14 protein-coding genes and 1 riboswitch are annotated in these 14,802 nt (G+C 62.4%); of the genes, 6 read left to right on the top strand and 8 right to left on the bottom strand.

Annotation, left to right across the window (positions count from 1 at the left end; genetic code table 11):
- Window positions 1-48: 48 nt before the first annotated feature.
- Entirely contained in the window at window positions 49-678 is a 630-nt protein-coding gene (locus A0W34_RS03510) for a DsbA family oxidoreductase (RefSeq protein ID WP_228232432.1), read from the top strand.
- On the opposite strand, the gene A0W34_RS03515 is transcribed toward A0W34_RS03510, so the two are convergent.
- Together A0W34_RS03515 and A0W34_RS03520 are read right to left on the bottom strand one after the other, a co-directional pair.
- Window positions 657-1,925 carry a GAF domain-containing protein gene (locus A0W34_RS03515; RefSeq protein ID WP_020968367.1) on the bottom strand — a complete coding sequence of 423 codons (1,269 nt, stop codon included), beginning with the start codon at window positions 1,923-1,925 and terminating at the stop codon, window positions 657-659. The genes A0W34_RS03510 and A0W34_RS03515 overlap by 22 nt on opposite strands.
- A 77-nt stretch (window positions 1,926-2,002) precedes the next feature.
- The gene (locus A0W34_RS03520; protein ID WP_081558742.1) at window positions 2,003-2,782 is read right to left on the bottom strand and encodes an acetoin reductase; all 780 of its coding nucleotides are present in this window, start codon (window positions 2,780-2,782) and stop codon (window positions 2,003-2,005) included.
- A 219-nt stretch (window positions 2,783-3,001) separates the two neighbouring features.
- Here A0W34_RS03520 and A0W34_RS03525 point away from each other — a divergent pair, with 219 nt between their 5' ends.
- Window positions 3,002-4,147 carry a hypothetical protein gene (locus tag A0W34_RS03525; RefSeq protein ID WP_081557319.1) on the top strand — a complete coding sequence of 382 codons (1,146 nt, stop codon included), beginning with the start codon at window positions 3,002-3,004 and terminating at the stop codon, window positions 4,145-4,147.
- A gap of 140 nt (window positions 4,148-4,287) precedes the next feature.
- Entirely contained in the window at window positions 4,288-6,123 is a 1,836-nt protein-coding gene (locus A0W34_RS03530; protein ID WP_081558743.1) for a flavin-containing monooxygenase, read from the top strand.
- 59 nt (window positions 6,124-6,182) lie between these two features.
- On the opposite strand, the gene A0W34_RS03535 is transcribed toward A0W34_RS03530, so the two are convergent.
- The 3 genes from A0W34_RS03535 to mhuD form a co-directional block, all read right to left on the bottom strand.
- On the bottom strand, window positions 6,183-6,959 hold the full coding sequence (locus tag A0W34_RS03535; RefSeq protein WP_007726928.1) for a CbtA family protein: 777 nt from the start codon (window positions 6,957-6,959) through the stop codon (window positions 6,183-6,185).
- Entirely contained in the window at window positions 6,950-7,144 is a 195-nt protein-coding gene (locus tag A0W34_RS03540) for a CbtB domain-containing protein (protein ID WP_003945915.1), read from the bottom strand. The genes A0W34_RS03535 and A0W34_RS03540 overlap by 10 nt, the downstream gene beginning before the upstream one ends.
- 25 nt (window positions 7,145-7,169) lie before the next feature.
- Window positions 7,170-7,308: riboswitch (cobalamin riboswitch) on the bottom strand.
- 88 nt (window positions 7,309-7,396) lie between these two features.
- On the bottom strand, window positions 7,397-7,705 hold the full coding sequence (gene mhuD, locus A0W34_RS03545) for a mycobilin-forming heme oxygenase MhuD (protein WP_007726927.1): 309 nt from the start codon (window positions 7,703-7,705) through the stop codon (window positions 7,397-7,399).
- Window positions 7,706-7,750: 45 nt separating this feature from the next.
- On the opposite strand from mhuD, the gene A0W34_RS03550 reads away from it, so the two are divergent.
- On the top strand, window positions 7,751-8,488 hold the full coding sequence (locus A0W34_RS03550; RefSeq protein WP_081558744.1) for an alpha/beta fold hydrolase: 738 nt from the start codon (window positions 7,751-7,753) through the stop codon (window positions 8,486-8,488).
- Here the strand turns inward: A0W34_RS03550 and A0W34_RS03555 are convergent.
- The gene (locus tag A0W34_RS03555; protein ID WP_003945905.1) at window positions 8,473-8,898 is read right to left on the bottom strand and encodes an HIT family protein; all 426 of its coding nucleotides are present in this window, start codon (window positions 8,896-8,898) and stop codon (window positions 8,473-8,475) included. The two genes, A0W34_RS03550 and A0W34_RS03555, sit on opposite strands and share 16 nt — an antisense overlap.
- 39 nt (window positions 8,899-8,937) lie before the next feature.
- A complete protein-coding gene (locus tag A0W34_RS03560; protein WP_081557320.1) occupies window positions 8,938-11,625 on the bottom strand; it encodes a helix-turn-helix transcriptional regulator in 2,688 nt (895 codons plus the stop codon).
- Between the two features lie 226 nt (window positions 11,626-11,851).
- On the opposite strand from A0W34_RS03560, the gene A0W34_RS03565 reads away from it, so the two are divergent.
- A complete protein-coding gene (locus tag A0W34_RS03565; RefSeq protein WP_054781752.1) occupies window positions 11,852-12,763 on the top strand; it encodes a hypothetical protein in 912 nt (303 codons plus the stop codon).
- 59 nt (window positions 12,764-12,822) lie between these two features.
- On the top strand, window positions 12,823-13,848 hold the full coding sequence (locus A0W34_RS03570) for a hypothetical protein (protein WP_232329973.1): 1,026 nt from the start codon (window positions 12,823-12,825) through the stop codon (window positions 13,846-13,848).
- On the opposite strand, the gene A0W34_RS03575 is transcribed toward A0W34_RS03570, so the two are convergent.
- Window positions 13,845-14,726 (bottom strand): A/G-specific adenine glycosylase, encoded by an 882-nt coding sequence (locus tag A0W34_RS03575; protein WP_081557322.1) that lies wholly within the window; start codon window positions 14,724-14,726, stop codon window positions 13,845-13,847. The genes A0W34_RS03570 and A0W34_RS03575 overlap by 4 nt on opposite strands.
- Between the last annotated feature and the right edge of the window lie 76 nt (window positions 14,727-14,802).

The following is a 14,802-nucleotide window of genomic DNA, read 5'->3' on the forward strand; positions in this document are numbered from 1 at the left end:
TTCGTTGTTGCACCTTCGGTGACTGATCAAATCGTGATTGACCAAGACGTGACCATCGAAGTGTGGTCTGACGTCGCTTGTCCGTGGTGCTACATCGGAAAGACCAGGTTCCTTTCGGCTCTGGATCGTTTCGAGAACAAGGACCGCGTCAACGTCATCTGGCGCTCGTACCAGCTCGCTCCGGAGACCCCGGTGGGAGAGGGACGAACCGAACTCGACGCCTTGGTCGAGATGAAGGGGATGGCGCCTGAACAGGTACGTCAGATGTTCGCCCACGTCAGCGCGACGGCAGCCGAGGTCGGCTTGACCTTGGACTTCGACACCGTGATCGCCGCCAACACCTTTGATGCGCACAGGTTGCTGCATCTCGCGGGTGAGCGGCAGAACGAACTCCTCGAAGCGCTGTTCAAAGCGCACTTCAGCGACGGCAAGGTGATCGACGACCGTGAGGTGCTGGTCGAGCTGGCCGTGAGCGTCGGCCTCGACGCCGACGTCGTGCGCGAGCAACTGGGCTCCGATGCCGCAGCCGAGGCTGTTCGCGAAGATCTGTCCATGGCCCGCCAACTGCAGGTCAGCGGCGTTCCGTTCTTCGTCGCCAACCGTGCGGTCGCAGTATCCGGCGCTCAACCCGAAGAGGTGTTTCTGCAGTTGCTTACTCAGGCCTCCGAACCGGCCTGAGTAAGGCGAGCGGCACGAACTGCCGGGGCGTTCGAGAACGGCAACAGATGTGCACCGTCGTCGGGGCAGGAAAGCGTGACGTGCGCTGCATCGACGAACCGGTACGGCTGCGCTGCAACAACTCCGGCAAGGTTCTTGCGCAGACGCGACATCTCGGCCCGCGCGGTCACCGTGCGGGCCGGGTCACCGAAAAGATCCTGCGCCAACCGCGATGCGGTCAGTCCACGCCTCTCGGATCCGAGGAGAAACAGAATCTCCGCATGCCGCTGGGTCGGGGAGTAGGCCCATTCGCCCAACCCCGACGTGACGGTCACCGACATGTTCTCGGAATCGCGCAGATCGATATGCACCGTGGGCGCACTGATTTTCTCGCCGGTGGCGATCGGCCGGACCACCCACCCGCCGGGAAGTGGATCCAGTTCGCACAGACCCAAAGCGGGGAACCACGTCCTGCCGGGAGCCAAAGCCGCGGGGAGCAGCACGCGCGAGCGATGAGGTAGCGCATCGACCGCCGCTACCCAGCCATGAGTATCGATCACCAATGCCGGTGATCCGCTACGTGCAAGCATCGGCCCTGCAACAGAACGCAATTGATCGAGATTGTCCCGATGCTTGTCGCGTAGGTGTGATTGCGCGAGGCGTGCGACGGCGTCGACCAGAGCGAGTGTGGTGGGGTGGACGGTCTTGGCGGGACCACTGATGTCGACGACGCCGATGACACGGTCGTCCCGCGGATCGCGGATGGGTGCCCCCGCGCAGGTCCACGGATGATGGCTGCGCGCATAGTGTTCCGCCGAGAAGATCTGAACCGCCTGTCGTGACACCAATGCCGTTCCGATGGCGTTGGTGCCGACGCTGTCCTCGGCCCAGTTCGCACCCTCGACAAATCCCAGACGCGCAGCTTGGTCCAGTACTCGATGGGACCCGCTGCGCCACAGAACAGTTCCGCGAAGATCTGCGACGACCATGATGTTCTCACCGCTCGCGGTAACCGATTCGAGTCCACGCGTCACGTCGTCGAGCACGTCGTACAGTCCGGACTCACGACGACGGAGATCGAGTTCGGCGACGTCCATGGACGGTTCGACCCGGTTGTGTTCGGGGTCGATACCTAACTCGCGCAGGCGTTGCCACGATTGGCGGACCACGTCCCTGGGGCGGGCCGGTGCGCGGTCTCCGGCCATCGTCGCGTCGTACACCGCGGCGAGGGTCCTCGCGTAGTCGCGAGGATCCTCGCCGGGCGGCATCGCGGGCTCGGGCAACCGCTTTTTCAGCGAAGATACCGTTTTCAGCGAAGACACCGCTTTCAGTGAAGACACCGCGGTCAGCGGTAGACGAGGCCGCCGTCGATGAGACCGGCCTGACCGGTCATGTAGTCGGAATCGGGCCCGGCAAGGTACGAGACGAAACCGGCGACATCGTCGGGGGTTTCAGCTCGACCCAGCGCAATTCCGCCGACGAACTTCTCGTAGGTGGCGCCCTCTGGTGCACCGGTCAATTCGGCGAACCTCTTGTCGATCGTCACCCACATGTCGGTGCCCACGACGCCGGGGCAGTACGCGTTGACGGTGATTCCGTCGGACGCGTATTCCTTGGCCGCAGCCTGAGTGAGGGCCCTGACCGCGAATTTTGTTGCGCTGTAAACACCTAACATGGCGAACCCGTCGTGGCCGGCGATGGACGACGCGTTGATGATCTTTCCGCGCTGACCCAGAGCTTGGAACTTTGCTGCTGCAGCTTGAATTCCCCACAGGACACCGTCGACGTTGACGCTCCAGATCTTGGAGACCTCTTCCGGCGTCGCGTCGGAGATCGGGCCGACGAGAGCGATTCCCGCGTTGTTGACGATGACGTCGAATCCGCCCAATTCCTGGTGTGCATGTTCGACGGCTGCGTTGACCTGCGCTCGATCGCTGACGTCGGCGACAAACGTCGTTGCACGACGGCCGATCCGTCTGATCTCGTCGGCAACCGCATCCAGCTTGGTCTGGTCGAGGTCGACTAACGCGATGTCGGCGCCGTCGTGGGCGAGGCGGAGAGCGATTCCGCGTCCGATGCCTTGGCCGGCGCCGGTGACCAGTACTACCTTGCCCGTGATGCTCATGCAGATCTCCTCGTAAGCAGTGAACCAGTCGGTTGTGAACCGGTGAGTGATTTGTATGTGACGGCGACCACAATGCGGAAGGGTTGCACCGTGTTGCAATTCCGGAAAATCGGACAGCAGTTGCAACCCTTGGCAACCCTCCCGGTACCCCGCGCGACGGTTCCATAGTTGCGCCACCACTTCGCGAATCATCTTGCGAGACAATCTGGGAGAGGGCACATGACCGCTACAGTCGACACACCCACGGAACCGGCCACGCCGAGCCGACAACCGTCACGCCGCTGGATCGGGTTCGGGATCGCGAACCTCGTGATCGTTCTCGTGCTGGCCGTGGCGAGTTGGTACCTTCTGGCCGATCCGACCACCAGTCCCTGGAGTTTCTATCCTCTGCCGTTCAACGCGGCGCTTTTCTGGGCAATCCTTTTTGTTGTGTTCATCGGCTTCAACTGCGAGTTCGCCGGCTTCGACCGACTCCCGCAGCCGGCGAAAGGCCTGGCGATCATGGTCGCGACCGCGGTCTTCGCCGTCGTCGTGACGTGGCTCCTGGCAAACGGCTTGGGGAGTTTGTACCCGGATTTCGCGGCCGATCGTGAGGGCGGCCTCGGATATTTCGCGGGTGCGCTGTTCGTGCTCTTCGGCTTCGGGACCTGGGTGATGGTGGTCCTGAACTGGCAGCATTGGCCGTGGACTTCCCTGGGGATGAAGCAGCCGTTGGTGGGTTTGTGTGAGATCGCGTTTGTCGCCGTCCCGACGCTGGCGCTGTACTTCGTGTTCGGTCTGCCGTCCGTGTCGCTGTCCGCCACGGATCCGTTGATGACCGTCGACACCGTGCTCGGGTGGTTCTACTGCGTCGTGGTGGTCGTGATCCTGACTGGCCAGACGCTCGACAACTGGCCGTGGCGACTGTTCGGCGGCGGGGGTAAGACGGCGCTCGCAGCCACGATCGGTAACTTCGCCGTCGGAACCGGCTTGTACTTCGTGCCACTTCCGGTCGTGAAGACGCTGGTGGGAAGCGATGCCGTTGCCGAGTTGGGCGGTGTGATCCATCAATTCCCGGCGCAGCTCGGGGTGTGCTGGGCTTTCTGGATGATCTTCTGGGCCAACGCCTTCGGTAACAAGCCCACGGGCTTTGCGGACGGGGTCAACCTGGCGATCCGCGCGCTGCTCACGTTTGCGCTCGCGGTGGTCACATTCTTGTTCTATTACCGCTTTGCGGCAGAGTACATTCTTCACGAGCCGGCAGTTGTCGACGGATTGCACGGCAATGCACTGGGTTTCGTGGATTGGGCCGTGTTGTGGACGCTGTTCTACGTCGTGGGATTTCAGTCGCTGGGACTCGGCAGATTCAAGCCTGCTGAGGGGTGAGTCGGTTGCCCGCACCTCGGTGCGGGTAACCGGTATCGGACGCCGGCACCGCGTCCACTGATTGCAACAGACTGCAACGCTTGTGACCGGGGCCACTTATGGGATGTGCTGTGTGTCACATTCACAAACAAGGAGAAGTGATGACGCAAACCATCGATTCCGCAGTCACCCCCGAGGTGAAGTTGACGGCGGTGACACCTCAGGAGCGCGTCGACGCCTGGCTGGCGGATTTCGAGTCGGCCCTCGCGGCTCGTGACATCGAGCGTGTGGCAGGCAAATTCGCACTCGACAGCTTCTGGCGAGACCTGGTGTCGTTCACCTGGAACATCAAGACCGTCGAGGGTCGCGAGCAGATCGCCGACATGCTCTCCGCGCGACTCGACGACACCGATCCTTCGGGATTTCGGACGACCGAGACACCCGACGAGGCCGACGGCGTTACGTCAGCCTGGATCGAGTTCGAGACTGCAACCGGTCGCGCGCACGGGCACCTTCGTTTGAAGGGAGATGAAGGTTGGACCCTGCTGACGTCGCTGCAGGAGTTGAAGGGACACGAAGAAGGCAAGGGCACTCGTCGTCCGCGCGGCGCCAAGCATGGGGCAGACCCGAACCGCATCACGTGGGCCGAGCAGAAGGAGATCGAAGACCGCGAACTCGGTTACACCACACAGCCTTACGTCGTGATCGTCGGCGGCGGCCAGGGCGGCATCGCGCTCGGCGCCCGGATGCGTCAGCTCGGAGTACCGGCCATCGTGATCGACAGCCACGAGCGACCCGGCGATCAGTGGCGCGGACGCTACAAGTCCCTGTGCCTGCACGATCCGGTTTGGTACGACCACCTGCCCTACATGCCGTTCCCCGACAACTGGCCGGTGTTCGCGCCCAAGGACAAGATCGGCGACTGGCTCGAGATGTACACCAAGGTCATGGAGGTTCCGTACTGGAGTTCCACGACCTGCACCTCGGCGTCGTTCGACGAGAAGACCCAGGAATGGACCGTCGAGGTCAACCGCAACGGCGAGAAGTTGACGTTGCGTCCCAAGCAGTTGGTGATGGCGACGGGTATGTCCGGCAAGGCCAACGTTCCGACGTTCCCCGGGCAGGACAAGTTCCTCGGCGATCAGCACCACTCGAGCAAGCACCCCGGCCCGGATCAGTACGTGGGCAAGAAGGTCGTCGTGATCGGGGCCAACAACTCCTCGCACGACATCTGCGGCGCACTGTGGGAGAACGGTATCGACGTCACGATGGTGCAGCGCAGCTCGACGCACATCGTGAAGTCGGATTCGCTGATGGATTTGGGCTTGGGCGATCTGTACTCGGAGCGAGCACTGGCCGCCGGCATGACGACACACAAGGCGGACCTCACGTTCGGTTCGCTGCCGTACCGGATCATGCACGAGTTCCAGATCCCGGTGTACGACGCAATCCGTGAGCGCGACAAGGATTTCTACGATCGCCTCGAGAAGGCGGGCTTCGAGCACGACTGGGGCGACGACGGTTCGGGCCTGTTCATGAAGTACCTACGCCGTGGCTCGGGCTACTACATCGATGTCGGCGCTGCCGAACTGGTTGCCAATGGAGACATCAAGCTCGCGCACGGCAACATTCGTGAGCTGACCGAGAACAGCGTGATCCTCGAAGACGGTACGGAATTGCCTGCCGACGTGGTGGTCTACGCGACCGGCTACGGCTCGATGAATGGCTGGGTGGCGGATCTGATCGGTCAGGACACCGCCGACAAGGTCGGCAAGGTGTGGGGCCTGGGCTCGAATACCACCAAGGATCCGGGACCGTGGGAAGGCGAGCAGCGCAACATGTGGAAGCCGACGCAGCAGGAAGCGCTGTGGTTCCACGGAGGCAATCTGCACCAGTCGCGCCACTACTCGCTGTACTTGGCGTTGCAGTTGAAGGCGCGTTACGAGGGCATCCCGACGCCGGTGTACGGACTGCAGGAAGTGCATCATCTGAGCTGAAAAAGAACTGCTGTGCGCCTTTATTAACCGCGGGAGGTTAATAAAGGCGCACAGCAGGTTCAGCGAAGGGCGTACTTCTTTGCTACTTCGGTGTTCTTGGTCGCGCGCTCGGTAAGGAAGGCGAATGCCAACCCGAGTACGAGCCAGAGCGTCGCCTGCGTAGCGAGCGAGGAAAGTCGGAACTCCCACAGCAGAGTTGCCGGGAAGTCCTCGCCCACCTCGTTGATGCCGGGAAGCGAGACGTAACCGATCGCGACGATCACCAGGAACGCAGCCACCGGAGCAGCGATGCGCACGCTGAGGAACTCGTGCCCGGAAACTGCCTTTGCCGCCGCTGCTGCCGCGGTGACGGACAGCAGCCCGAGAATCACGGCGGCCAGCCACAGCAGTGTGCGCTGGTTGATGGTGTCGGGATCTCCGACGGCCGGCGGATTGGCCGGGTACTTGAAAAAGGGCACGGCCTCGATAGCCAGCCAACCACCGACGGCGATGGTGATCGCCAACAACGGCCCGGACATTCCGGTGAGTCGTCGAGCGTAATTGGCGACGACCGAGAAGATCGCCCCGAGTGCCAGTCCGGCAAGCGCTGTGGCCAGGAACAGCCCGGCGCGCTGCCCGTCGCGGCTCACCAGTGGTTCTTCTTCGTCACCGTGCGAATGCCCAGCGGCTTCGCCGGAAACCTCACCGGTGGCGCTGTTGGCTTCTTCGATCGCAATGGCAGCGTTGACGTGCGGTTCACCCAGCACGAATGCAACTCCGCCGGCAAGGATGCCTGCGATCAGACCAGCCAACAAACCACGAATGAGAAGCTTCGTGAAATTGTCGACTAGTGGCACGGCAGGCCCATCAAGTGTCGACCGTCGTGCATCAATTCATGCATGTACATGCCGGTGCGAGAGATAGCGCCCTGGTCGAATCCGACCAGGTAGAGAGCCAGCATCGCGAACAGAACTACTGCAGCGGCGAGGAAAGCAAGACGAGTCGAATCGATCGACGTATCGGGAGAATAGGCGAGAGCCATCGAAGCCTCCTGGGATTTTCGCGTCCCCTAGGTCCATGCGATGGCCGAAGTGTCTGGCTGTCGAAATAGTCGTGCCGAAAAAGGCACTTCACCTCGAATTACAGTGGCGCGACCGCTCCGGGCTTTCACCGGATTCCTGTCGGACCATCGCGTTTACATGCGAACTTTTGCACTACAGCCCGCACCGTGTCAACGCGTGAAGCCGAGATGACCGTCGATTGTGCCCGCCAAGGCAGGCACAATCGCTCGAGATCAGCTCTTTGCGGCGACGTCCAGGACAACTTCGAATTCGAGCAACGACGCACCCGAAGCGACGGGCTTCGCGCGCTCGCCGGAATGGGCTTCACGGGCGGGGCCGTCACGCCAATCGGCGAACGCCTGCTCGGACTCCCACTGAGTCACCACGAAGTAGCGGCTCTCACCGGCGGTGGGGCGGAGGAGTTGGAATCCGAGAAAGCCCGGGGAGTTCTCGACTGCGTGAGCGCGTGCTGCGAAGCGCTTCTCCAGTTCGGGGCCGGCGCCCTCGGGGACCTCGATTGCATTGATCTTCACGACTGCCATGCAAGCGACATTACCCGCGCACCTTCACCGCGTACCGTGACACTCGTGTTGCATGACGAAGGTGGAACGGGACAACCGATTCTGTTGTTGCACGGCCTCATGGGCAGCTCCCGAACGTGGCGACGCCAGGTGCCGTGGATCCGCGAGTTCGGCCACGTCTACACCTTTGACGCTGCCGGTCACGGCAGGCCGGCGCCAGCGGCACTGACTACCGAGGCATTCGTCGAGGACCTGACATCGGCCGTTGCGTCCATCGAGGAGCCGATGATCGTGATCGGTCATTCGATGGGGGCTCTGCATGCGTGGTGCTTCGCCGCCGCGCATCCCGAAAAGGTTTGTGCGCTGGTCCTCGAAGACATGGCCCCGGACTTTCGTGGACGCACCGCTGCGGACTGGGCGCAGATGATCTCGGCGTGGCCGCAGCCGTTTGCTTCCGAGGAGGCGATGAAGGAATTCTTCGGCCCCGTCGCCGGCCAGTACTTTCTCGACTCTTTCGACCGCCGCGACGACGGGTGGTACCTGCACGGCGACGTGTCGACCTTCCGCGACATCTCGGAGGAGTGGGGCACGAGGCATTTCTGGGATCAGTGGAAGGCGATCGAGGTGCCGACCTTGCTGATCGAGGGAGAGTTCACCATCACCCCTGAGGGACAGATGCGCGAGATGGCCGAGAGGCCGGGAACTCGGTACGTATGTATTGCCGATGCAGGCCACCTGGTCCACGACGATCAACCGCAGCGCTATCGCGAAGTGGTGACGGAATTCCTTCAGACCGTGAGCTGACTTCGGATCGACGCGCCCACCTGCTCCAGCTCGACGGCTCGCCTGGCGAGGAGTCCAGCAGCGAACTTCGCCTTGTCGCCGCGATGGCGGGGGACGACGTGCAGGTGCGAGTGGAACACGGTTTGGCCCGCGGCACGCCCGTCGTTGACGAGAAAGTTGACTCCGTCAGCGGCAATGTCGCAGCGGCGTAGAGCTCCGGCGATGAGCGTGCCGACGCGGAACATCTCTGCGCCTTCGTGACTTTCGAGAGCATCGAGGTTCTCTGCATGACGCTTGGGGACCACCAGGGTGTGTCCGCGACTCACCGGCCGTGCATCGAGGAATGCGAGAGTTGTCTCGCTCTCGTGAACGAGAATCGCCGGCTCGGTCAGCGCGACGATCTTGCAGAAGACGCAGGAATCGGTGCTCATGCCTACAGAATGTAGTCCGAAATCAGATCCGACCCCGGACTACAGCAAGCGCAGTTGGCGTGCCCTCGTGATCGCTTCGTTTCGATTGTGTACGTCGAGCTTCTTGTAGAGAGTGCGCAGTTGAGTCTTGACGGTGTTGACGGACACGTACAGTTTGTCGGCCATCGCAGCCGACCCCATGCCGAGCGCCAGGAGTGAGAGGACTTTCTGTTCGCGTTCGGTCAGCTCCACGATATGTACGAATTCCGGAAAAGATTCCGCAGGAGCCCTTTTCGAGAATTCGGCGAGTGCACGCGATTTCGTTTCGGCCATCGATTCGAGTTTCTCGACGTCCGACGATGCGATGGTCGCGAACGAACGTAGAAGTCCGGTCTGATCCGCGATGCTGCACGCTCTGGACCACTCCTGAGAGGCGAGGCGTGGCTCACCCAGCTCGGAGTGGGCAACCGCTTGCACCAGAAGCGATTCCATCTGTGCCCGCGGATAGGATACGCCAGACCAGTCGAACTGGTGACACAGCGCCACCGCGGCCTCGTTCTGGCCGATCCGCTGACGTAAACGCGCCACCGACGTGAGCGTCCACGGGTTGGCTGCAGGATCGATGATCTCCTTGGCCAGTGCTACGGCATTGTTCCCCTGTCCGAGAGCGAGCAAGAGATCGATCTCTGCGGATTGCAACAGAGGAAGCGCGAAAGATGTAGCCGTGTACTGCTTGGAATGTGCTTCGATCGCATTGTGGAGCAACAGTAGTGCCGCAGTGTGGTCGCCGGAGGTCAAGGCGAATTGGCAATGCGCATAGACGACGAATGCCCACAGTTCCTCGGTGTCGGACGGAAGACCGAGTTCGGTCAATGCGAGACGTGCGTCGTCGAAGTCGAGTGTGTCGAGAGCAGTGAGCGCCCGCGCTGTCAGGCCGGCGATCTTGACCACAGGTTCGAGCCAACCGCCGGGGTCCGGATGCTTCTGTTCGAGTTCGGACCAGTGTGTGGCCTGCCGCGGCTCACCAGCCAGCGCCCAATTCAGGGCGGCACTTCCCGCAGAGTTACGAGCGATGAAGTCGACTCCATGAGACAGGGCGCCGTGGTACGCCATTCGAGCCTTGATCGTGGATTCTGTGAACCTGCCGCTCAATTGAAAATTGATCGCCCATTGAAGTCGCATGAGAGGGAGCTGTGCGCTGACCGCTTCCGGGTTGTTCTCCAGCGCACTGCGACTGAGATGAGACAGGCGCCTGGTGGTTTCTGCTGCGAGCCCGTATTCGCCTGCCATCCTGAGCATGATCGATTGAACGCAGGCAATGCTCAAGGCGTCCTTCGCGCCGGATTCAGCGCCGAGAGCCCACAGTTCTGCCGGCGATTCGGGTAGCAAGTCGACTACCGTCGAGCGCTCGCTCGGATGCATCGTGAACAGTGCGCGCCCCGCCTCCACGGCAGAGTGTTTGTCCGCAGCTTCCGCCGGAATCCGTTGGAGAGCAGAGCGAACCGAGTCCAGATTGTGGACGATCATCGTCACCCAGTGTTGCTCGACGATGTCTACTGCCAGGGTCCAGTTCTGTGCCTCGACCGCGTAGTCCAGCGCCGACGCGTGATGACCGTGGTCGAGTCGGTTGTGTGCGAGGAACGAAAGACGTTGCGCCGGATCGACTCCAGCGCGCTTTTGGTGCGCGAGTATCGATCGACGAATGGCGGGAGGCAGCTCCCAGGTTTCTTCGGCTTCGGTCTCGACCCGTGACAACAACCCGGCTGTCTCCAGTATCGCCAGGCGCACGCGAATCTGATGAACAGTCTCGCCATCCTCAGGGTGTTGGGACTCGAACAGCATGGCGGCGATGTCGACGGTGATCGATCGCGCAAAGGCCGTCGCGAGCAGGAACTCGAGTTGTTTCACATGATCAGCGGTCATGAGAACGGATTTGTTCACGTAGTCGTCGACCGCCTGCGCGGTGTTATTCCTGATCATCTGCTCGCGGTTGCGGCTACCCGATGTCTGGACGGCGGGAACGGCGACACGAACCAGCGCTGGCAGCCCACCTGTCAGGGATGTGATTTGTTCGGCATCACCGTCAGTCGTGTGTACGTCAGCTTGTGCGAGCAAATGGGCGGTATCGGCTCTCGTGAACAACAGCTCACTCGCGCTTATCACCTCGTGGTCGGTGTCGAGCAGGTACGGCTCGGAGAACATGCCGAAGCCCGAGAGTGTGACCACGAGGTCCAGGTTGTGGCAGAGGGTGAGGAGTTCGATCAACTGATCGTCCAACTCTGGTTCCGATATCAGATCCGGCCTGATCAGCACGAGCAGCACGGGGCGGCTGAGGGCGTTCAGGGATTTGGCGACAGCGGTGAAAGGATCGGCGAGATCGTCGACGTCGGGCAGTGCGATTCCGGCAGCGTGGATTCGATCGAGGACAACGGCCCAGAAATCTTCGAGTGTCGACGAGGGCCGTGGGGCCGAGACCCAGACGAGTATTCGTTCGGATGCCAAATGGGCGCGCAGCCACGATGCGATCAATGACGATTTCCCGTGGCCGTTCGGTGCACGGACGATGGTCAGCGCGGCACGTCGGTCAAGTTTGTCGAAGAGCGCTTGCCGGGGAATCGACGTCGCGAGGGTGCGCCTTTCGGGAATAGCTGCCCAGTCGTGGCCGTCCATCCCGAACATCAGCGCGGACCCTTTCTGCTTTCGCGCCCCGCAATGATTGAAGAGTTTGGGCGGATTGTCTCGATCCATCTATCTACAGGGAGGAGCGTAGCTGGTGCGAATCCAGAGCGTGCCATCCCGGGCAATTCACCCGGGAATTCACCCCGGCTGAGAGAAGTTCACCCACACAATCACGCCGTCACCATTGGCTTTCGAGTCCCTCGAGCGACTTCTATTGAACGTAGCTCGGGATTCGCCAAATGTGGCCGCGAGCGCCTGTCGGAGGCCCGAGAGAGTCAGACATCGAAGGAGCGTCGTGAGAACTCGTCTGTCAGAGGTGCGGTCGAAGGCCGTTGTCGTCGGACTCCGGCCGAGAGCGTGGCGCCGAGGAGTGCGAGGTATCGGCATAGTTGTCGTGACCGGGGCTCTGGTGGTCGGCGCTGCTGCGCTCGGCTTGCTGCCGATGCAGTCGGATGTTCGATTGGCGGCCGAGGGAGAGTTCGTGCCTCCCTTCACCGTCGAGCTGACGGCGATTGACGGTGCACCGCCCTTCGATCCCGCTGACGGTCCAGGGCTCGATTCGGGACCGTCCAACGGCATTGTCCGAGAGGGTGATCCGGTGACGTATGTCATCGACATCGGTGTCCGGGGCAACCCGCTCTCCGACGTGGTCGTGCAACTTCCGGTGCCTCGAGGTTTCGTTCTGCCGTCCGTGCCTGATTACTGCGGAGACGGCTCGGGTGTCGACGAGGTCGGATTACATTGCCTGATAGGCAATCTGGAAGCGGACCGGTACTTCACCCGAACGGCGACGATGACTGCGGGAAAGCGGGAAGACGCCGACGGTCTACCGATCGCTGCACTGGTCACCGCAGATCGGGGGGCGGTTCGCGTGCGGTCGGGCGATGTCACGGTGCGGGTGGCGACCACCCCGGGAGTGTGTGATCCGTACGGGATTTCTGTTGGTGGTCAGAGAAGCCAGTGGGCTGCTGTCTCGGCAGATGGACGAATCTCAGGTCTGGTGACATCGGGCATCTCGGAGGCGGTGGTGATCGACGGCGTCGATCAATGCGGGCACGCGACAGCGCGGACGGTGAAACCGTTCGAGGGTCACTTCTCGTTTGTCGGACTGCTACCGGGGACGTATCGCGTCACGGTCGACGGCCGAGCGCCGGTGGATGTGGTGCTGGAACCAGGTGCAATGGCGGTCGGTGGCCTGACGTTCTGATACTGCTTCGCAGGAATGGCAACACTCGTAACAGTCAGTAGCAGTCAATGGAGGATCCAGTGCGTGAAAGCCTGGGCGTTGTATTCGAAAATCAGTCAATTTCAACAGCTCTCGTAGATGCGGACACACCCCTTCTTGGCTCGATCGACGAGTTCCGTCACCCCTGGGGTGCAGACGGGACTGTTCCCTCTCCGCAAGCGTCGGCGCGCGCACTCGCCTCCGCGGCCGAGGTCGCCACCGGTCGAGCCCTGCGCTCGAATCTGTGCCCCACCGTCGTCGGAGTGATGTGCGAGCGTGCGGACGTGCGCGAACTTGTCTCGGATTCGTTGTCCTCCAGTCCTTTCGAGAACATCGAGTTGGTCAACGGTCTCGACGCACGGCTTGCCTACCTGCGGACGGTCGACGCTCTCATTGGTGTTTCGCCGATTCTCGCGTTCTGGCCGGACGGCAGTGAGACCGTGATCGCGGCCGTCGACCCGAGAGCAGGCGTCGTGGACTCGGCGCATCGTTACGACACGGCCGAGTTGCTTGCGGACAGCTCGACATTTGCTGCGACATTGGACCTCCTCGTCGCCGAACGAGACCCTGTGCCCAAGATGCTCGTCGCGATGCTCGTGAAGGAAGACTCTCGGCAGCCGTCCGCGGAAGCCGCTGAACTGGCAGGTCTCGGCTTCCTGTTTCTCGGCGAGCGGACCCAACTGGCGATAGGGGCTGCGCTGGTAGCGGCCGATCGCGGAAGCGAAGTTCGGTCCGGTGACGGCATGGCTGTCCGGCCCGTCAACAGGGTCCGGTGGGCGGCGGCAATAGTACTGCCGCTTCTACTCATGTTGACGGGGTTGCTGATCGCGCTGTCCCCAGACGGGTCGCGCGCGGTGTCCACGGATAGCCCGAACATCGGCGCCGAGTCGGCGACCTCCACCAGCGGGCCCCCGCCCGGCGCTGCCCTACAGATTCCGACACTTGCGCCTTGCGATCCAGTGGTGCCTGCCGTTCCTGCTGTACTTCGGCGTTCTGATCCGGAAGTCGCACCGCTCCAGACCGACGAACCCACAGCCGAAGAATGCACCCCGCTGCGAGTCGGCTAAGCCGTACCCTCTCCGGCCAGCGCAAACAGGCCGTCGTCGGTCTGCTCGACCAGTCCGTCGACCAGCAGTGAATGCAACGCACGGTCACGCTGACCCGGATCGGCCGGCCAGACGATGTCGAGTTGCGCGCGCTCGACCGGACGGTGACTCTCGCGAAGAACGGCCATCAATTTTCCACGAACCTGGCGATCTGTGCCCGCGAACTTCTGCACCTTCTTGGGTGGTCCGGTGTGTGCCGGTTTGCCAGAAGCGACCCACGCGCAGTTCGGCAAAGGGCAGTTCTCGCAGTTCGGGTTCCGCGCCGTGCAGATCAGTGCACCGAGTTCCATGAGAGCTGCGCTGTAGGTGGCGGCGCGCGCACGCGTCCTCGGCAGCAGCGCCGCGACGTCGGCGAGGTCTCGCGTGTTGGACGGGTTCCCGGGTTCCGCATTGCCGTGGACGGCTCGCGCAACTACGCGTCGTACGTTGGTGTCCACCACAGGCACTCGCTGTCCGTAGGCGAAGCACGCCACGGCGCGGGCGGTGTACGAACCGATTCCCGGTAGGGAGAGCAGAGTGTCGACGTCTTCCGGGAGCACGTCACCGTGCTCGGCAGCCAGGACGCCCGCGCATTCGTGTAACCGCAGCGCGCGGCGTGGATAACCGAGTTTGCCCCACGCGCGAAGCACTTCTGCCTGGCTCGACGCTGCCATCGCCGACGGTACCGGCCAGCGCTCGACCCACTCTTCCCAGATTGGCGCAACGCGCACCACCGGCGTCTGCTGGAGCATGATCTCGCTCATCAGGATCTGCCAGGCACTGACGCCCTCGCGTCGCCACGGCAGGTCGCGAGCCGTCTCGGAGTACCACTTCAGCAGCACCGAAGATTCCACTGCCACTGCTACCGACACACTCCTCGAACCTGCGCTCCCGGTCGACGAAGGAGACGTCGACTTGTGGGGGCCACTTTATCGG

The sequence above is a fragment of the Rhodococcus sp. BH4 genome, assembly GCF_002079265.1.
GTDB classification, from domain to species: domain Bacteria; phylum Actinomycetota; class Actinomycetes; order Mycobacteriales; family Mycobacteriaceae; genus Rhodococcus_F; species Rhodococcus_F qingshengii.